We start from the raw sequence: 19,225 nt of genomic DNA, 5'->3' as shown, positions 1-19,225 counted from the left end.
GAGAGTTCACTGGTCAGCGGCCCCAGCAACGTCCGCTCCTTCGTATGATACGGGATTGCGTCTGCTGGCGTCGCGATTTCCTGTTCGGGCAAGAGCGCAGCATGAGATTACCACGCATCTTCACGATCGATCGAGGTCTCGCGAAACATCTTGCGCGAGGGGGTTCACGTGGGCGGGCAGTGTGTCTTCGTCGATCTGGACGCGGTCGACCAAGACGTGGTCGACCAAGACACAGTCGAATTTGCGAATTCTCTTCACTCGGTGTTCTTGGACACAGGGGACTCATTCTGAACCGTCGCATCGCGGCCGTGATCGGAACGCCGGATGCGATCGTCGAAGCGATGAATCATTTCTACGGGCGGATTGAAGGAGAGTCCGCCGACAGCATGCTGCAGGAATTCACCGACGCAGTGATCGACTTTTGCGAAACGATGGATGCCGGCTATGCGTCTATTCCAAATCCATGTCACAAGTAGGGCCGGTTCCCACCGGCCAATTCCCAGCGGATAATCGTAATCCGGCCATTTCACAACGGCCAATCGCAGTCTGGCCGGTGGGAACCGACCTTACGGAAAAAGAAATTCGGCCGGTGGGAACCGGCCCGACGGGAAAAGTTACGCATGCCGACGATTTCGGATGGAGGAATGTTTGATGGATGCCGCTCTGATCGCCTTGACGGACCGCGGGGTTCGTTTCACGTTCCTCGGTGAACCTTTTCGAAGCCGGCAGGAGATTCCGAATGAGGACATCGTGGATCTCAATTTCAACGAAGTGGAGATCACCGACGCTGACGTTGAGGACCTGCTGCCACTTACGAATCTCGACGGGATCAGCTTCTGGAAGACCGGCGTTTCGGATCGTGCGATCGAGCTGATCGCGAGGCTCCCGAAAATCACTCGACTCAACCTGTGCGGGACGCAGGTGACGGACGCCTCGGTTGCGCCCCTCGTCGGCATGAAACTGAACTACATCGACGTCGCGGACACGCAGGTCACGCCGCAGGGGGTGAAAACGCTGCGTGCGGGACTGCCCCATGCAGAGATCCTCTCATGACTGCCCGTTACCTGTCACTGCGGGGCGCGGTGGACCATCGACACAGTGAAGGACACTCCCAAAGAAATCCGCGAATCGATGTCAAATGGAAGCCATTGTCGTACAACCGCTGGCCGCCGCGGCGATCGATTGAGTGATCGGATGAGGCGTGGGTCGGTCACCGAATCATTGATCTCCCAGATTGGAACCACGAATGACACGAGAAGTCAGCGTGGGTCTATTTCCTGTCTTTCGTGGTTGAACCAATGCCCGAGTCAACGGAGCGACAGGGCGCCCGCGGTGAGATCAACCCTCGGTGACTTTACGCTTGCCGGTGGTTCCTTTTTGAGCACTCGGCACAGGAGCTCATGCCCTGACAATCCCGCAGCCTGGAGGGGACGGCCACTCCGTTCCGAGACGGACCTGATTCGGAATGGACGTCTTGAGTGCTAGGCTGGTTCTGCGAGCAATTTTCCAGTTCGATGGTCCACTCTGTGTAGGCGGGTCACGTCGCCGAACGCACCCTCGGCGGATTTCAAAGAGACCAACCAATAGGGCTCGTCAGGCACATTCGCCGCCACCATCGCTCGCAGGATTGCCAGATCATGCACACCGTTCTCGCTGTACAGTTTTGCATAGAACTCCTTTTCCCGACGAATCTTCGGCGTGTCAAAGAACACCGCTGAACACTTTGTGCCGGGCGGAATATCACCGAAGTGTTCAATGACAATCATGATTGCCGCCTTTTGATCAATTTCTGGCTTTGTCAACTCTTGCTCCCGACGCGTGACACTCGTGGAACTGAAAATCATGACCTGCAACGTACAGAGTGTCGGTTAGCAGTCTATCGAAAACGGCGAACCACATGATTCGGTCAGCTGTATTTTCCATTTAAACTGGCCGGTCGAAGCGGAGAGGCGACACCCCGATGCAGACACTGCCGAAAATGCGGACACTGCCGGAACTGGGCCAGTGAAAATCATCCCTCGACCCGCACGTCTTATCGCCCAGCGAGGGTGACGGTTGAGGGGGAAGCGGCGGTGGATGTTCCCATCCGGTCAGGCGATGTGCTGGCCAAGCCGCCGACTGGCCAGCCATTCATGCTGAGTCGCGGGCAGTTCAGGAGTCACTCCCCGGGATTGCGCGCCTCCCGACGACCACCTCAACGACGATGAGTCGCGCCGGAAGATGGATCAAGGGAACCTCCTCGGAGGACGTGACGGGTGTTCCGCCGCCGACGATGAGCAACCCCGAAACCCGGAGTGATACCGATCCGATAACCGAGTGGTACCAACCAGACCGATGAGGCGCTCGATTTCGTCTCAGTTTTAGACCAGTTGACTGGGTCCATAAAAAAACACCGCCTAAAACAATGGTTTCAGGCGGTGTTCTTTGAAAGAGCGGAGGACACGGGACTCGCCAAAGCGTTTGCTGTAAGTTGCGACTGAGCAAACACTTTCGGCGACAAGCCCCTTTACTGCAACGACTTACAGCTGTTCATTTGATGTCAGCTGTGGTCACGTGCTCTCACCTGTTGTCACGGTTTTTGTCCCACTGGGCCAAACGTTTTGGCATCACTTCTTAACGGAGTGATGCGATGACTTTTGGAAGAATTGAAGTGCCGCCGCCAAAGAATGGCCGGCGGTACCGTGGTATTGCGGTGTGCCGGATCAGCACCGATAAGCAGAACGAGATGAGCTTGGATGACCAGGCAGCCCTGTACCGCGAGCGGCTTCCCGACTACATCGAAGGCGACTACGACCTCGAGACGATGGCGACTCAGGGAAGCGGAGAGATCCTTGACCGAGTAGAGTTTGTTGAGCTTTCCGAGAAGATCGCGTCCGGTGAGTACGATTTCATCATTGCAGAGGACCTTGGTCGGATTGCGCGACGGGTTCAGGTCATGATTTTGTGTGAAGCGGCTGAGGATTCGGCGACCAGGATCATCGCGATCAACGATCGCGTGGACACACTAGAGACAGAAAGTTGGCGACAAAACGCCTACTTCGCCACGATGCGGCATGAAAGTTACAATCGAGATACGTCAAACCGAATTAAGCGTTCGCATCGGAATCGGTTTGCCAACGGGGACATGGTGCGGCAGCTACCTGCAGGCTACATCAAACCTCATCCTGGCGCGAGCGAGGCGGAGTGTCACAAGGCTCCTGGGGCCGAAGAAGTCTACAACGAGTGCTTTGACCGGCTCGAACGGGGCGAATCATTTGCGGAAATCGCGACGTGGTTCAACGCGATCGAATTTCCAATGGGGATGTCGGTGCGGAAAACCCAATGGGATGGAACCTTGGTCGGTCAGACAGTTAGAAACCCGATCCTCAAAGGCATCCGTGAGCATAATCGTCGGACCGCAGTTCGAGTGAATCGCACGGGACGGCGCAAATCTGTCGCCGCGGCCCCGACCTTGCTAATGCAACGCGAATGTCCCCGTCTCGCATTCATTGAATCCGAACGCTTTGACCGCGTTAATCGGATGCTCCAACGGCGAAACGAAAGGTTCGCCAAAGGAATCGCCAAAGCGAATGGTAGCCGTGGGCGGCAGCAGGGAACCCGCAACGACGCTCGCTGGCCGAGCCAGCATGTTCGCTGCGGTATTTGTGGACGAAAGTTTGTTCTGGGTGGGCATGGTCGAAAGGAACGCATGATGTGCGACGGCGTTCGAAGCTACGACTGCTGGAACGCCATGACGGTGGACCAGGGTGAACTGGCGCAGGCCGTTGCCGCGAGAGTCCTTCACGATATCGAGTCCTTGCCAGACTTTGATACCGAGTTGAACGCACAGATTCACGCGGAAGCCGAGCAATGGCGGGTGCAACAGGACAGCGGCCTAAGGAAGCTTCACGAGGAATCTGCTCGATTAAAACTCGAGATTGATAACTTTGCCAACGCGATTGCGGGTGGCCTAGCGAGCCCGACGATTCTGGCTCGGCTGACCGCCACCGAACAAAAATTGCAATCCATGTCGGATGCCATTGCCGACGCGAATAAAAACGCACCGAAGACAATCGTGATTCCGAAAGCCGATGAAATTCGTAAAATCGCGAATGAAACCTTTCTGGGGTTGGCAGTTGAAGATCTCGAATTTGGCCGCATCATGCGTGAAATCGTGACGGATTTCTTCGTCTTGCCGTACCGACTCATCGACGGAGGGCTGATCTCTCCACGTTGTGTCTTCACTTTAAACTTAGCTGCCCTTCGTGGAGTAAAGCTACCAGATGGTTTGGGGACAACAAGTATTCCAGCAATGGTCGATCTGACGCGATCGCCGCAACGCGTGGTCTTTCGTGAACGGGTTTGTCAATTGCGGGCGACTGGAATGACCGAACGGGAAGTGGCAACGCGACTTTCGATCACACACACAGCGGCGCAACGTGCGGCGGCGCTCGACCGCGAAATGATACGGCTCGGTATTGCTGATCCTTGGGTGCCCGTTCGGGACGACCAAGCAGCCGCAGATTGTTACAAGCGAATTCTCAACGGTAGATATCGCTTCAATCCCTTACCTGGATTTGCGTGCAGATTCCCAAACACGTAGACGCACAAATTCTTCCGGTCTCGTTTTCACTAGCCTCCGGGTGCTTTGGCAACTCGGAGGTTTTTTCATGCATTGAAGGAACCTATGACAATCAATCCAAGCAAACCGTCCGTCATGGAAAGACTGATTCGGATCCTCGCGAAACGGATCGTATTGGCACTTTCCGAAGAACCTGCTCTCGACGAACCGTCACCGACAATTGTTAAAAACGGTCGCCCACGCGATGCAAGCAGAAATACGTCCTGACGCTCGGAACAAATCTAAATCCGAGCAAAAAACGGGGCACGTTACATCAAGGGTTGTCTTAGCCCTCCTTGCCCACCCGATCCACCCACTCAACTGAAAGGAGATGCCCGCTGACACACATCATTCTCACGCTCATGTCTGTTGCCGTACTACTGCTCGCTATCGCGTTCGCCAAAGAGCGTCGACTGCGAATTGCCCTGCAACAAATCCTCAAACGACTCGTTCAACGATGGAGGTCAGATGAACATAAATCAGATTTTGCTCCCATTCACGATGATGATCGTGATGCTTTCGATAGCCGGGTGCCAAGAAAGTAATGACACTCGTCTCGTTGACATGTCGGAGCGACACGAGCTCCGGCAAGCCGAGCAAACCCAACAGGCCAACCAGCTTCACCGAGAGGTCACTGCCATGCAGCGTGAGGTACAAGCTGAACGCACCGCTATCGGACAGCAGCGAGACCTACTCGAAGTGGATCGCCGCTCAATCGCATCCGAGCGCCGCTACGATTCGCTGACCGCGGCAGCCGTCATCAATATTGGACTTTGGCTTGCCTGCCTGTTGCCCCTCGTGGTCGCGTGGCTCGTGCTTCGCCAACCGCAGTCTTCCGCCGACGACCAAGCGATCATCGATGTGATGTTGGAAGACCTGGTCTCGGATACGCCACGATTGCTTTCACAAAGGCCGAAAGCATCATCAAACGCGCCACGCATCCGCGTTGCATCGTCACCAGATGACGAACCTACCTGATCCACTTAGCACTACCAAAAGGAGACCATATTGTCACACATCGTCACGATCACGACGGAGATTCGGGATCCAAACGCACTGCGAACTTCGTGTCGCAAGCTTGGCCTTGATGATCCCATTCATCAGACCATCAAACTATTTTCCGCGGAAGCGACGGGACACTGCGTCCAGCTTCCACGCTGGCGTTACCCCATCGTCTGCGATACCGATAGCGGCATTGTTCACTATGACAACTACGGAGGTCATTGGGGTGAACAGGCTCAACTGGACAAGCTGATCCAGCGGTATGCGGTTGAAAAATCGGTTTTGGAAGCTCGCAAGCAGGGGCACTCCGTGACTGAACAACCACTGGCTGACGGATCGATCAAGCTTACCGTCCAAGTTGGAGGTGCCAGTTGAAAACGATCAACATTGTCATCTCTCCGACCGGTGCGACCAAGATCGAAACGATTGGCTTTACTGGCGGTGAATGCCGCGAAGCCACTCAATTCCTCGAAACCGCTCTGGGCAAACGACAGTCCGAAAGACTCACAACCGAATTCTATTCGGCTCAGTCCAGCGCCAACACGGAAACACAAAAGGAGAGATAATCGACAGATCTATCGAAAACTTGAATGATGCGACAACCAAAACGGCAGATCGCGTTGGTCTGCTGTTGGTCGTCGAGCGCATGAATGACATGGAGTTTTTGCGTCGCATCAGCTTGATGCTTCAAGCCACCGATGATCAGCTACCGAATTTGGCGGAGATGGAGCGGCGGGGAGAACTCATTTTCGTTCCATTCGGCGGCGGTCACGTTCGAGCGTGGATTAATCGTTTTGCCCCGCTCGGTCGCCCCGAGTTCCATCTTTACGATCACGAGTTGCCTCCCGAGACCGATCTCCGCAGGCAAGCTGCAGACTCGGTCAATGATCGTGAAGGATGCAAGGCGGTCATCACCCGGAAACGGTGTCTTGAAAACTACCTGCATCCAAGAGCGATTTTTGCGGCGGGACAGATCACCGTGCAATTTGACGACTTCGATCGCGTTGCGGAACTGACTGCCCGCGAACTCTACCGCCAGCGTCCTGGCGAGACCGCATGGCTACTGCAGGCCAAACGTTCGCAAAGTCGAATGGCGAATCGAGCGAAACGTTGGCTTAACACGGTTGTCGTTGAACACATGACGCCCAGCTTGCTGGCCGAGCGTGACCCAGACGGAGAAATCACGTCTTGGATGTTGGCGATCAAGGACCTGCTGGCATCCTGAATTTCACTCTAAAACAAGGAAAATGTATGAAACTATCCGATCGATTGGAGGAATTGGTGAAAGCCTGTTTCACCGGCATCTGGATCGAAAGTCACGAGCATGACGACGCGCTACTCGAAATCAGCCAGCTTTGTCGTGAGCACGAGTGGCGGCTCGTGAACTGGGATATCGATCAGGGTTTGCGAGTGAGCGGAAGTCCGCTCGGTGATGATGATGGGTCAAATGATCCTTTGTCCGCAATTCGCTCGATGCGTTCATTCGCTGGCGATGACACGCCGTCGATCGTCGTATTGACGAATTTCCATCGCTTCCTCAGTTCCGCCGAAATCATGCAGGCGTTGGCGCGTCAGATCGTTGACGGCAAGTCAACTCGAACGATCTTCGTCATCCTGTCGCCGCTCGTGCAAATCCCGGTCGAGCTTGAAAAGCTGTTCATCGTCATCGACCATCCGTTGCCCACGCGTGAACAACTCAAAGAGATCGCCGAGGGCATCGCGACTGAAGATGGTGAACTCCCCGGCGTCGAACGACTTGAAACCGTGCTCGATGCGGCCATGGGATTGACTCGATTGGAGGCCGAGAATGCCTTTGGACTGAGTCTGGTTCGTGATTCAGTGATCTTGCCGGAATCGGTTTGGGAACTGAAGGCGAGCATGCTCAAAAAGTCTGGCCTGCTGCAACTCTACAAGAGCAGCGACGACTTCTCATCGCTGGGTGGGCTGGACAGCTTGAAGGCGTTCTGCAAACGGTCATTACTTCAACACGGGCGTGACAACCCGTTGAAGCGGCCTCGCGGCGTGCTTCTGCTGGGGGTTCCCGGCACAGGCAAGTCAGCATTCGCCAAAGCACTTGGCAAAGAGACTGGACGTCCCACTCTGATCCTCGACGTCGGGGCGTTGATGGGCAGTCTTGTGGGGCAGACAGAGCAAAACGTTCGGCGTGCGCTGCAAATCGCGGACGCCATGGCTCCCTGCATTCTGTTCATCGACGAGATCGAGAAGGCTCTGAGCGGGGCGGCTGGTTCGGGTCAAAATGATTCGGGTGTGTCGTCTCGCATGCTGGGCACGTTGCTCAGTTGGATGAATGATCACACCTCAAACGTCTACCTGATCGCGACCTGCAACGATATCACGCGGATGCCCCCGGAGCTTTCTCGCGCCGAACGGTTTGACGGAATCGTGTTCCTCGATCTGCCGCAGCGTGACCAGAAAGACCGCATCTGGAGCCAATACACCGCCATGTTCGGGCTGGAAGCGGAGCAAAATCGTCCGGCGGACGAAAAATGGACCGGCGCGGAAATCCGTGCTTGTTGTCGGTTGTCTGCACTGCTTGACATTCCCCTCTCGCAAGCCGGGCTGAACGTTGTTCCTGTCGCAGTCACGGCCACCGAATCGGTGGACCGTTTGCGTCAATGGGCGAGCGGTCGTTGCTTGGATGCGGAGAAGTCTGGGATCTACCAGCACGAGGCCAAGCCTCAATCACGACGGCGGGTGTCACGTTCCAGTCCGTCTCAGAATTGAAGCGATGGGACGCGCTCACTGAAAACAAACTCTAATCAAGGAGAATCCATGAGCACCATGCTCGAAGAACCTGTGACCCAGAATCACTCATCGCACGGAACTCGGCTGCAAGCCGAAACGACCGCCGTGCGATTGCACATCCGCTGGCCGGGCACTCGCAAGAGTCTCAGTCGCGACCAGAAACAACAAGCTGCCGGAGCGTTCGACGCCGATAGCCGCACGCTCTCTGCAGCCAAACGTCTCTTCGACACATCGCATCCGTCATTCCGCGCCGTCTCGGCGATCAAAACGAAGGCGGGTGCGTTGTGGAAGGGAATGACGTTGCCATACATCGAGCCAGGCGTCCGGCTGTTGCGCCGGGGTGACGTTTCGGAATTCGACGATCGCATGATTGTCATTCAAGCGGAACTTGGCGAAGCCGTCGACGAACTCGACCGCTGTTTCGCGGAACTCGTCGCTCAAGCCCGCACGCAACTTGGGAACTTGTTTGATTCGGCGGACTATCCCGTCTCCGTTTCGGATCTGTTCGCGATCACCTGGGATTTCCCATCCGTCACACCGCCGGCTTATCTGCGAACGGTGAATCCTGAGCTGTACGAGCAGGAATGCCAGCGAGTGCAGGCAAAGTTTGCCGAAGCGGTCGAGCTAGCCGAGCAAACCTTCGCCGAGGAACTGTCGCAGTTGGTCGGTCATTTGGCCGAGCGATTGTCGGGTTCGGTGGACGGCAAACCGAAAGTCTTTCGCGATTCCGCGATTTCCAATTTGAACGAATTTTTCGAGCGATTCCAGCATCTCAGCATTGGCAGCAATGAGGACCTCGATCAATTGGTTGAAAATGCACGACAAGTCGTCAGCGGTGTCGACCCACGAGACTTGCGTGATCGCGCGTCGTTGCGTGATCGAATGGCACGATCGCTGACGGATGTCGAAACGAGTCTCGATGAGCTCATGACGGATCGCCCACGCCGAAACATCATTCGGGGCCCGCGGTGAGTGCCATCGAACTGGTCGTGACCGCCAACGGTGTTACTCGAATGGTCTTCGACGACCGCGTTGACCTTCGCTCGGTAGGTTGCATCTCCATCCAGCGTGGCTCGCATGTTGAGCCAACGTCGGTGGGTCAATGGACCTCCGATCTCTCTCCCGTCGCTGGTCCAACTCTCGGACCGTTTGACAAACGCAGCGAAGCCCTGGCGGCAGAAGTCGCTTGGCTTCATCAGAACTGGTTAGTCCGCTCACCGGAATAGCCGTTCTTTCAAATCTCCCTTTACCAAAGTCCCGTTCGTCTGACGCAAGTCAGGTGAGCGGGGCTTTTTTCGTTTCCACCCTCCGTAAGGAAATATTCCGATGAACCAGAACGACCTGAATCGTGCCGTGGCTCGTGCCACTGGCGAAACCATCTCCGCAGTCAAACGACTCGGATTCATGATCGCTCACCCCAGTGACCTGATTGACGACCCGACCGATCCCGTGCACGGCGGTCGAGTCATCGACTGGGACGATTTCGAGTTCCTTCAAGATGAGCCCGATGAAAATAGCTTCGTTTTGGAAGCCGCAATCGGCTGATGCGATGAAGCTCACTCGCCATCAGCCCTCCTACCTCGTAGCGAAACGCCGCCGCTGTCCCGTTCGTGGACAGCGGCGGCTTCGCTTTCCCAAACGCAAAACGTTTACCCATCACTCCCGGCCAAAGAGCACCAAGCATGAAAGTTCTTCTCATTTCCAATGACGCAGGTGGATATGCCCATCACGTCGAAGCCCCCGACAACACGACGGTTCAGCAAATGTTCGAGCGGCATGTCGGCGCGTTTCACGCCGACAGCTATCTCATCCGCGTCAATCGCCAACCCGCGGCGGCCGATCAAGTGCTGCGAGACGGCGACCGCGTCTCGTTCACGCCACAGAAAATCGAAGGCGCTGCTTAAGGTCTGCTTCCGTCGCCCTGACTGAACATTTCCACCGAGCCATGCCATGAAAAACGAAATCAAACAAGATTATCGAGCTGCCGTTGAAATCTTGCAGTGCGTGCGTGTCATGCGTGAGCCAAGTTCGATGTCTCATTTCGCTGACTCCATTGAACAATGCAAACGCTGGCAGCGACGACTTGAAATTGCGACACACCGCAACTGGCCCACCGCCGCAAGAGATGCTCATGATCGACTTCGTGGTGCACTCGACATCCTTCGGATGCGAGCGACTCACTTCATCGACAACATGAGCCGGCAATCGCGATCTCACCTCGAACCAACTGCGACGTTGGTATTTCAGGAGATTCAAGCGTTGCGTGGGGAATTCAATGCGGTGACGATCGACCGCTCGAAACAGCTACTAACAGTGACGACGTCGAGCATTCTCCTCGACGGAGTCCTGCTTGGAAGCTTCGAGATTCGCTTAAATTGGAAGTACATCAAAGAATCGTCGCCGTTCGATGTGATCGCGATCGAGCCCAATGAGCCAGCCAATGGCGAGGGCGTGACGCATCCTCACGTCCAGAACGATTCGCTTTGCGAGGGTGAGGGATCTGACGCGATTCGTCGCGCCCTGGATGAAGGTCGTTTGTATGACTTCTTCTGCATCGTCGATCAGATTCTGCGGACTTACAACCCGGGATCTGCATACGTGCAACTGGATGATTGGAACGGCGTCACCTGCCGATCCTGTGGCGATACGGTCGACTCCGATCAGACCATCGCTTGTTTCAACTGCGAAACGGAATTGTGCATGGATTGCAGTACGCGATGCGATTCATGCTGTGAACGTTACTGCGAAGAATGCGCCTCGTCCTGCGAAAGCTGCGGCGATGACGCGTGCAAAATGTGCCTGAAGTCGTGCGACGACTGCGGCGAATCTTTCTGTCCCTCCTGCCTCTCTGAAGGAACCTGTGATGATTGCCTCAACAACCAAAATGAAGCGAATACGGAAGACGAACCGGAGCAACCGTGCCCTGCGATTCACTCCGTTTGCGTTGGCAAAGCTGGTGTACCTGCGTGACATCGGGCCTACCGAAATCGGCGGCTTTGGAATTTCCAATGCCGACGACCTGTTGCTGATCGAAGACATTCAGCTGGTCCAGCAAACCTGCTCGGTCACCTCCGTCGAGTTTGACGACGGCAGCGTTGCCGACTTCTTTGACAGCCAAGTCGACATCGGACGCCAACCAGAGCAATTCGCGAGAGTCTGGGTCCACACGCACCCCGGCGCCTCACCCTCACCGAGTCAAACCGATGAGGAAACGTTCAGTCGCTGTTTCGGCGGCGTGGATTGGTGCGTCATGCACATTCTGGCGGAGGAGGGCAACACCTATACCCGTGCGAGATTCAACGTCGGCCCCGGAACGGATCGGCGGCTGCGCTGCCGAACGGTTCTCGATTGCGAGTTCCCAGGAACCGACCACGATCAATGGTTCGAGGAATACTGTGACAACGTCACGGTCTTCGATCCATTCGCATCGCGCCGCTCGGCCACCGATCGCTACGAGGATGCCGACTGGTGGCAGCAACCACCCACGGCAGCCGATCTGTGGAGCGACCTTTTGTTTGAGGTTGGCCGATGACCACCGCAACATCCAACCGGTTCGCTCGTCAGAGCGACTTGGTCCCGATGGACCGCCTCGCTCAGGTCACCGCAACGGTGATCGGCGTCGGCGCGATCGGCCGCCAAGTCGCATTGCAACTAGCCGCCATCGGCACGCCCCGGATCCAGCTGATCGACTTCGACCACGTCGACTTGTCGAACACAACGACGCAGGGCTATCGAAAGCACGAAATCGGCTGGAGTAAACCGTTTGCATGCGGTGAAGCGATCAGTGAACTCGATTCAACGATCGAGGTCACACGCATCGAAGACCGCTATCGACCACGGCAATCTATCGGCAATGCCGTGTTCTGTTGTGTCGATTCGATCACGGCGCGGTCAGCGATTTGGAAATCAGTGGAAGGCCGAGCAGCCTTCTGGGCTGACGGCCGAATGCTGGGCGAGGTGATCCGCGTACTGGCTGTCGATGATACTCAATCATCACAGCACTATGCGACCACCTTGTTCACTGCTTCGGAAGCCCAGCAAGGAACCTGCACGTCACGCAGCACGATCTACGCCGCCAGCATCGCTGCGGGAATGATGGTGCACCAGTTCACGCGCTGGCTCCGAAACATACCGACGGACGCTGACACCTGCGTCAATCTGCTTTCCGGCGAATGGACCGTCCGCGACGCTTCCTAAGGAAACGATCAGGGCACGAGCTTTCACCAAGGCTTTCAGCCCTAACGCGTTCTCGAAAGGAGGAAACATGGAAGGTCTAGCAGGATGGATCATCGTCGGCTTCGTCGCATGGTGGTCCTATAAGGACGGCAAACGCACTGGCAGCCGCAAAGGTTACAACGTCGGCCGCAGCCGAAGTAAACGCAGTCGCCGCCGCGACTAACCACTGGATGCCGTGGCCGCCCTTCGGGGCGGTCACGGCATCTCTTTTTTTTAGCTATCAGTGAACCTTCGCCTCCATCGTGTGTCTTTTCCCGAGTCCGTTAAATCTGGAAAACGAATTGAACACCTTCCCTTCATTTACATCATCAACAACCGACTCGTCCTTCGAGGGAGAGGCGGGGATGGTGTGTTGTGATTGACGGTTGATTCCGAAACGATCCGCAAAGCCCGCCCGGTGATTTCCTTGCCGGGCTTTTTTGTGGATGGTTGGTTCCCGATTGATGGCATTTTCCTGTTTCTTCGTTCCCGGTCATCTAGCGCACATGCGAGCGAAAAGGCGGTTGAGGCTGCTCAGCGAGTACGGATACCCCAGCGACCAGGTGCCCGTGATTCGCGGATCCGCCAAACAGGCTCATGACGACCCCGCTAACCCCGAATCGATCGCGTGCATCGAGCAATTGCTTGACGCACTCGATGGTTCGATTCCTGATCCGTTGCGGTTGATCGACAAGCCGTTCTTGATGCCGATCGAGAACGTTTATTCGATCGCCGGTCGCGGCACGGTCGTGACGGGTAAAATCGAGCAACGTGCCGTGCGTGCAGGCGACGCGGTTGAGATCGTTGGATTGGCGAGCGAGACCGGCAGCGACGTGATCACGCAAGTCGAATCGTTCGGCGAAGTCTTGGTAGCAGCCCATGCTGGCGACAACGTTGGCGTGTTGCTCCGCAAGACCGCTCATACGGCGATCACGAAGGGACAAGTGTTGGCGGATGCCGGCAGTGTGACTCCGCATCGCAATTTCGAGGCGGAAGTCTATGTGTTAAAAAAGGAGGAAGGAGGTCGCCACACGCCGTTCTTTGACGGCTACGCGCCTCAGTTCTTCTTCCGAACCACGAACGTAACCGGCAGTGCTTCGCTGCTGGACGGCGTGCAGATAGCAATGTCCGGCGACGGCGTTCGCTTGAGCATCGCCCTGAAGCAACCGATCGCGATCAGCGACGGCGACCACTTCGCCATCCGAAAAGGCGGCAAAACCGTCGGCTCGGGCGTCGTCACGCGAGTCGTCGCCTAGTTCATCAATCGCAAAACGCCCCCCGGTGGAGCAATCTGCCGCGGGCGTTCCCGCTGCTCTATCAGGTCTGTGTCAACTGCCGCTTCTCACAGATGTTCGGTATCATGATTGAGTAAGTAAATCGCATGAACAATCGAGGCAACTTAGATCGACAGTGGCAGACAGCAGATTATCAGTGGATGAGCAGGAAATTCTGCGGAGGCTAAGCGGGCGCTCCGTTGGAATGACGACTCGTGAACTGGCGCGATCACTGAAGAGCCGCCCCAGTGAAGTGAATCAGTGTCTGTTGAAGCTTCAAAGTGCTGGACAGGTGACGTTTCGCGGAAGCAAATGGTCAGCAGTCCATTCGCGTGCGGATTTGGGTAGCAACGTTTCTGCAAACCTCACTGCCTCGATTTCGTCGCCACCGCCGGCCAGTCCTCGTCAGTCACCGAGTCAGAACGCTCGCTCCCAGCCTTCAGAAGGTTTTGCACGCCAACCGCGGACGCGGGAGAATGTTGCTTCCCGTCATCTCGATCGTCGGGGTTCGCGGTGGTCAACATTTCGACGACTGTGTGATTACTACGCCGAATGCGTTCGTTTGGATCAGCGGTCTTCAATTACCGCGACGGCAGCCGATGAGTTTGAAACCATCGTTTGTATGGATGGTGCGTTACCAAATTCGTCAAAACTGCGAATGGGTGCGATCCACGTAATGCGCCCTTGATTTGCTGGGATTGGTATTCATGAAAAGAGGCTTCCTCCTGCAAAATGTTGGTTCTCACACTAACACCGCAGGAAAGGAAGCCTCATGGATGTCAAAGCTAACGTCGGAAGCCTTATTCACGCAATCGCAACTGATGAGATTGCGCAGTTCACTGGCCAAATTGCCGACGATTTGCGGCAACAAGTCACCATGCTGCTGGAGTTGTTCGCCGGGAACGACCCGACACCTTCGCGAACGCTTGACCTGGAAAATGCTCTTCAAGACCATCTTCGGGAATTCGGACGCAAGTTGATACAGTGGCTCGTTTCTCGACTTGAACCGGAACTCTCGCAGATGCCCGGAACGATCAAGCACCAACGTAAATCTTATCGTCGCTTGGCCGAAAAAACGCCACGGACCGACGTTGTCACGCGGTTCGGGAAAGTCACAATTGTTCGCGCCCGCTATCGACGCGGTCGATCCGGTCGAACGATTTTTCCGCTCGAAATGTTGCTTGGCGTGGAGAACGGATTCACGCCCGCAGCGGCGACCCGCGTCGGCAAACAATTTGCTGCCGCAGGAAGTTCTCAAGGCCGAACGCTGGAGTTGGTCGAGGATCAAATGGGTACGAAAATCGGCACCGAGAAGCTTCGCAAACTCGTCGGCACACTCGCTGGTGGCATGGAACCCTTTCGTGAGCAGGCTCAGGTGGACAAGTTGATGAAACTGGTCGAGCAAGCCCGGCAGCGGAAACTGAAGCCGGTGCTGTCGGTTAGTCGCGATGGTGTGGCCTTGGGCTTGGCACCATGGAGCTTCTTCGAGATGGCGAGCGTGGCCTGCGTGAGCGTGTTGGCTGACGGCAAGAAGCTCGGTACAGTCTACCTGGGCTGCACTCCCGAAAGCAATCAAGTCACGCTCTCGACGCAATTGACCAGCCTGCTTCAATCGACGATCCGTCGCTGCGGTGACTGCGTGCCGGAGATCGTGTACGTCAGCGATGCCGGCAAGGTCGAGACGGCATATTGGAAGAACACGTTGCGGAAGTTCTTCGTCGATGGCGTGCGGATCAAGATCACTCGCGTCGTGGATTACTACCATGCGGCGGAGCGTCTGACGACGATTGCCAAAGCGCTCAAGTTTGGCAAGAACAAAGGCAAGCGGCAGGAGTGGCTTGAACATGCTCGCTGGTTGCTGCTGCAGCCCGGCGGACACGGAAGGATGCTTCGCAGTATCGCGAAAATGCGAGAGCTACATAAGTACAAGGCGTCAGAGAAAGAAGAAGCCGTCAAAGCGGAACGATACCTTCGTCGCTACAGTCGTTTTATGAATTATGCTGAGATGAAATCACGAGGCTACCCAATCGGTAGCGGCGTCGTGGAATCGGCTTGCAAGCAAGTGGTCAGCGAACGGATGAAGTTGTCCGGCATGCGTTGGCACAAAACCGGCGGCCAAAGAACCATGAGCTTACGCTGTCTGCTACTGAGCGGAATTTGGGATACTGTCTATAGGGCTTGGCTCAACTCAAAACCAACCGTCAGCGAACTTATGAATTCGGGAACCCTGTGAATTACCGACTCGATGAGCGCAGCACCCAGATCGCACCCCTGCGAATCCGAACGCGGGAGTCATGGCACAAATGGGTTCGGAAGCTGACCGAAGATGACTATGTTTTTGTTGGGTATCCGTTGCAGCGATACCGGTGGCGCGACCCGCAAAAAGGCGAGGATGTCGATTTTGTTTCACCCGTCTTCGTGCTTCCGTGCCGGACGCAACTGCATGGCACTGACCTTGAGCTTGAATCAGTTGGTCCGGTTCGCGTCAATGAAGGTTGGCTTGAGCGTCGTCTCAAGAATATAGACGAGCGTCGCACCTTCTTGGAACTTTGTAGCTTCGATTCGGCGAGTGATGACAGAATCAACTCGACGTCGTGGAGTGAATGTGCGCGACTGTTGAACCACTTCTATCTTGATTGGCAAGTCGAAACCCTCGATCCTGGTCGAGTGCAGTCATCACCAAGTCTTGCGAGTCTCACGAAGGATGGCATCTACAACCGAGCAGGTTTAATCATCCCGAAGAAGTGGAAGTTCACTGGAGGTCTCTACAAAGAACTCTTGAAGCTAGCGAACGAGACGTCAGACGAACAGCTCGACAGGAGTGCCTTGCGGCATTTTTTCCCATGCGATATAGCGAAGACTCCATCAACGGAAAGTGAAAATCGACACGACGCTGATTACCCGTTGGATGTCGTCGGTGCTCAAGTCTTGACCTTAAACCATGAGCAAATGGCTGCTTCGCGTGCTGCGGCCGAACATGATCTATCAATCGTAGTCGGTCCGCCGGGAACTGGAAAGTCGCGTGTCGTTGCTGCCGTCTTGGCTCAGCAAGCGTTGCTGGACCGCAGTGGGCTTGCGGCGAGTCGCAACCACCAAGCACTCGAAGCGGTTGTGCCCCGAGTTAACGCAATTACCGAACCCTGGCCGATCATGCTGCGTTTGGCTCGGCCATGGGGTGCGCCCGCTGATATGTCGATGCAGGCAGCGATCGGGCAACTGGTTTCAAGCGACTTGGTCGGAGACCGAGACCACCTTGGGAAATTACGCCAAGCCTTGGCGAGGCGAATTGCCGATCATGCGGAAGCCGCTCGAGCGGTTTCGCAAGTAGGAGAACTTCGCGAGTCGCTTCGAAAACGATCTTTCGATCTCGACGAAGTGATACGCTTGGTGCCGGAAGGGTATCGAGATCTTGCGGCCCGCGGCCACGAGCCGTTGCCCAGCAAATCCGAGATCAACACCGCGATCGAAATGCTTGTCGATCCGCCACCGTGCAGGTGGTCATTGGCTTGGTTATGGCAGCGATTGTTTCAGAAGAAACGACTGCAGCAGGGGCTGACCCTCGCGATCGGCGTCGACGACAAAATGAAGCAGGTGTTCGATCAAGCGAAGAAGCTCCCGCCGATGGGATGCAGCGCAACGGCAGAAACCATCGCCTTCAGCAGGCAGGTGATGGAGTTTTGGAAACCGATCGGGCAAGCGAACGAAGCAGCGTGTTTGGTTGGCGAACTACGAAGACGACTTGATGCACTGCCTCCCACCGATGAAGCATGCCGCGCCGAGTATGAGGCTGCCCAAGAAGTTGCCAAGTTGTCGGCGGAATCGTTTCTGGAATTGGCACGGCAAAGTGGTGCGGAGATCTCAGACGAAGAGCGAAGTCTGCTCGCGAACATTTTGGCCACCATTGAAAACAGAAGCGGCCTGGACACCGAGGCCGATCATCGTCGCTGGTCTGACGCGATGCGGAAAGCGTTTCCGATATTCCTGAAACACTTTCCATTGGCCGCGACGACAAATCTTTCCATTCGCAGGGACATCAACCTGGAACCAGCCGTCTTTGATCTGTTGGTCATCGACGAAGCGTCGCAATGCGACATAGCTTCGGTCATTCCGCTAATGTTCCGTGCCAAGCGTGCCATGATTGTTGGCGATCCGATGCAACTTTCGCATGTGACAAGCCTTTCATCAGCGACCGACCGGCATTTACGTCGACAATTCGGTGTCGATGACATTGAGTTGGAACGATTCAGCTATCGAACCTCATCCATGTTTCACTTGGCCAATACGTCTCCGGGCGTCGGATCCCGAGTGTCGCTTCGCCAACATCATCGATGTCACCCTTCGATTGCTGCCTATTGCAGCGAGACGTTCTACAAAGGTTCCTGGACGGTTTTGACGGAAGACACCGGCAAACAAGGAATCCAATGGACTCACGTTGCCGATGATAGCCAGCCCGCGCCGGGCGGCGGCGCGCTGAGCCAACAGCAGATCAGTCAAATCTGTGACGAACTGAAACGTTTGCACGAGAGTGGCTACGGGGGGTCGCTTGGTGTGGTCACTCCGTTTCGCCAACAAGCCAACCGGCTACGCGACGCCATTCACCAAACCTTGCCTCACGACTTCATCGTGACGTCTCGATTGTTGGTCGACACGGCCGACGGGTTTCAAGGCGACGAACGTGACATCGTTCTGTTCAGTTTGGTCGGTGGAGAGGGACTGACAGACGGTTCGCTTCGATTTCTATCGGGCGGTCCAAACCGATTCAACGTTGCCGTCAGTCGCGCTAAACAATTGTTGCATGTCTTTGGCGATTTGACTTGGGCACGCAGTTGCCACATCCGCCACATCCGCACGCTCGCCCAGTTTTGCGATCGCGAACTTGCCGAAAGATCCAAGGCCGTTGAATCGGGATTTCGCAAAGACTTGGTGGGACCGGTGTGGGAGCCGGCGTTGGCCGAGGCGATGACGAAGGCCGGGTTGCAGTTTCACCAGCAGTATCCTGCGTGCGGGAGGTTCCTCGACTTCGCGCTCTTTAGTGATGAGATGAAGCTGGATGTTGAGGTCGATGGTGAAACCTATCACCGCAGCGGTAGCGGCGAGCGCGTGTCGGACGACATCCGCCGAGATCAGGCATTGATCGCAAATGGGTGGACGATCCTTCGATTCTGGGTATACGAACTCCGTGAAGACATGGACCGATGTGTTGAAAAGATCAAGCAGACCATTGACAACAGTGGTGCTGGCTAGACAAGCCGCACGGTGCTTTCGGTGAGTCAAACCCGAAGCCTATCCTCCACGATCACAGCAACTACAATGAGTGCCCCAGGGCAGCTATTTACGGCTGAAACCGGAGTTTTCATAAGTATACCGC

The 19,225-nt window shown here is 55.8% G+C and carries 21 protein-coding genes; 19 read left to right on the top strand and 2 right to left on the bottom strand.

Annotated features, from left to right (window positions below; translation table 11 throughout):
* Positions 1–120: 120 nt before the first annotated feature.
* Positions 121–258 (bottom strand): hypothetical protein, encoded by a 138-nt coding sequence (locus SH410x_RS12065; RefSeq protein ID WP_473676739.1) that lies wholly within the window; start codon positions 256–258, stop codon positions 121–123.
* A 50-nt stretch (positions 259–308) separates the two neighbouring features.
* Between SH410x_RS12065 and SH410x_RS12060 the strand changes: the two genes are divergently transcribed.
* Entirely contained in the window at positions 309–476 is a 168-nt protein-coding gene (locus SH410x_RS12060; RefSeq protein ID WP_473676738.1) for a hypothetical protein, read from the top strand.
* 175 nt (positions 477–651) lie between these two features.
* On the top strand, positions 652–1,053 hold the full coding sequence (locus SH410x_RS12055) for a hypothetical protein (protein WP_473676737.1): 402 nt from the start codon (positions 652–654) through the stop codon (positions 1,051–1,053).
* A 428-nt stretch (positions 1,054–1,481) separates the two neighbouring features.
* Here the strand turns inward: SH410x_RS12055 and SH410x_RS12050 are convergent, their stop codons facing one another.
* Entirely contained in the window at positions 1,482–1,766 is a 285-nt protein-coding gene (locus SH410x_RS12050; protein ID WP_473676736.1) for a hypothetical protein, read from the bottom strand.
* A gap of 863 nt (positions 1,767–2,629) precedes the next feature.
* On the opposite strand from SH410x_RS12050, the gene SH410x_RS12045 reads away from it, so the two are divergent.
* The 17 genes from SH410x_RS12045 (at position 2,630) to SH410x_RS11965 (ending at position 19,101) form a co-directional block, all read left to right on the top strand.
* Positions 2,630–4,582, top strand: coding sequence for a recombinase family protein (locus SH410x_RS12045; RefSeq protein ID WP_473676735.1), 1,953 nt, complete (start codon positions 2,630–2,632; stop codon positions 4,580–4,582).
* Between the two features lie 582 nt (positions 4,583–5,164).
* Positions 5,165–5,578 (top strand): hypothetical protein, encoded by a 414-nt coding sequence (locus tag SH410x_RS12040; protein ID WP_473676734.1) that lies wholly within the window; start codon positions 5,165–5,167, stop codon positions 5,576–5,578.
* A 30-nt stretch (positions 5,579–5,608) separates the two neighbouring features.
* Positions 5,609–5,977 (top strand): DUF1257 domain-containing protein, encoded by a 369-nt coding sequence (locus tag SH410x_RS12035; protein WP_473676733.1) that lies wholly within the window; start codon positions 5,609–5,611, stop codon positions 5,975–5,977.
* The gene (locus SH410x_RS12030; protein WP_473676732.1) at positions 5,974–6,168 is read left to right on the top strand and encodes a DUF2997 domain-containing protein; all 195 of its coding nucleotides are present in this window, start codon (positions 5,974–5,976) and stop codon (positions 6,166–6,168) included. Before SH410x_RS12035 ends, SH410x_RS12030 begins: the two co-directional genes overlap by 4 nt.
* Before the next feature lie 20 nt (positions 6,169–6,188).
* On the top strand, positions 6,189–6,827 hold the full coding sequence (locus tag SH410x_RS12025; RefSeq protein WP_473676731.1) for an ATP-dependent endonuclease: 639 nt from the start codon (positions 6,189–6,191) through the stop codon (positions 6,825–6,827).
* Positions 6,828–6,853: 26 nt separating this feature from the next.
* On the top strand, positions 6,854–8,347 hold the full coding sequence (locus SH410x_RS12020) for an AAA family ATPase (protein WP_473676730.1): 1,494 nt from the start codon (positions 6,854–6,856) through the stop codon (positions 8,345–8,347).
* 48 nt (positions 8,348–8,395) lie between these two features.
* Complete coding sequence (locus SH410x_RS12015; RefSeq protein WP_473676729.1) at positions 8,396–9,340, top strand: hypothetical protein; 945 nt, start codon at positions 8,396–8,398, stop codon at positions 9,338–9,340.
* Positions 9,341–9,381: 41 nt separating this feature from the next.
* Positions 9,382–9,594, top strand: a complete 213-nt coding sequence (locus SH410x_RS12010) for a hypothetical protein (RefSeq protein ID WP_473677304.1) — start codon at positions 9,382–9,384, stop codon at positions 9,592–9,594.
* Positions 9,595–9,694: 100 nt separating this feature from the next.
* Positions 9,695–9,913, top strand: coding sequence for a hypothetical protein (locus SH410x_RS12005; protein ID WP_473676728.1), 219 nt, complete (start codon positions 9,695–9,697; stop codon positions 9,911–9,913).
* Between the two features lie 137 nt (positions 9,914–10,050).
* On the top strand, positions 10,051–10,272 hold the full coding sequence (locus tag SH410x_RS12000; protein ID WP_146405640.1) for a MoaD/ThiS family protein: 222 nt from the start codon (positions 10,051–10,053) through the stop codon (positions 10,270–10,272).
* Between the two features lie 46 nt (positions 10,273–10,318).
* On the top strand, positions 10,319–11,338 hold the full coding sequence (locus SH410x_RS11995) for a hypothetical protein (RefSeq protein WP_473676727.1): 1,020 nt from the start codon (positions 10,319–10,321) through the stop codon (positions 11,336–11,338).
* Entirely contained in the window at positions 11,313–11,900 is a 588-nt protein-coding gene (locus SH410x_RS11990) for a Mov34/MPN/PAD-1 family protein (RefSeq protein ID WP_473676726.1), read from the top strand. The genes SH410x_RS11995 and SH410x_RS11990 overlap by 26 nt, the downstream gene beginning before the upstream one ends.
* Positions 11,897–12,565 (top strand): ThiF family adenylyltransferase, encoded by a 669-nt coding sequence (locus SH410x_RS11985; RefSeq protein WP_473676725.1) that lies wholly within the window; start codon positions 11,897–11,899, stop codon positions 12,563–12,565. Before SH410x_RS11990 ends, SH410x_RS11985 begins: the two co-directional genes overlap by 4 nt.
* Before the next feature lie 67 nt (positions 12,566–12,632).
* Entirely contained in the window at positions 12,633–12,767 is a 135-nt protein-coding gene (locus SH410x_RS11980; protein ID WP_473676724.1) for a hypothetical protein, read from the top strand.
* Between the two features lie 280 nt (positions 12,768–13,047).
* Positions 13,048–13,839 carry an EF-Tu C-terminal domain-related protein gene (locus SH410x_RS11975; protein WP_473676723.1) on the top strand — a complete coding sequence of 264 codons (792 nt, stop codon included), beginning with the start codon at positions 13,048–13,050 and terminating at the stop codon, positions 13,837–13,839.
* 790 nt (positions 13,840–14,629) lie between these two features.
* Positions 14,630–16,090, top strand: coding sequence for a hypothetical protein (locus SH410x_RS11970; protein WP_473673834.1), 1,461 nt, complete (start codon positions 14,630–14,632; stop codon positions 16,088–16,090).
* Positions 16,036–19,101, top strand: a complete 3,066-nt coding sequence (locus tag SH410x_RS11965) for an AAA domain-containing protein (protein WP_473676722.1) — start codon at positions 16,036–16,038, stop codon at positions 19,099–19,101. Before SH410x_RS11970 ends, SH410x_RS11965 begins: the two co-directional genes overlap by 55 nt.
* The last annotated feature ends 124 nt before the right edge of the window (positions 19,102–19,225 follow it).

The organism is Rhodopirellula sp. SH410, from assembly GCF_055811895.1.
Note: the sequence above shows the minus strand (reverse complement) of the source record. Positions and strands in the feature narration are given on the sequence as shown.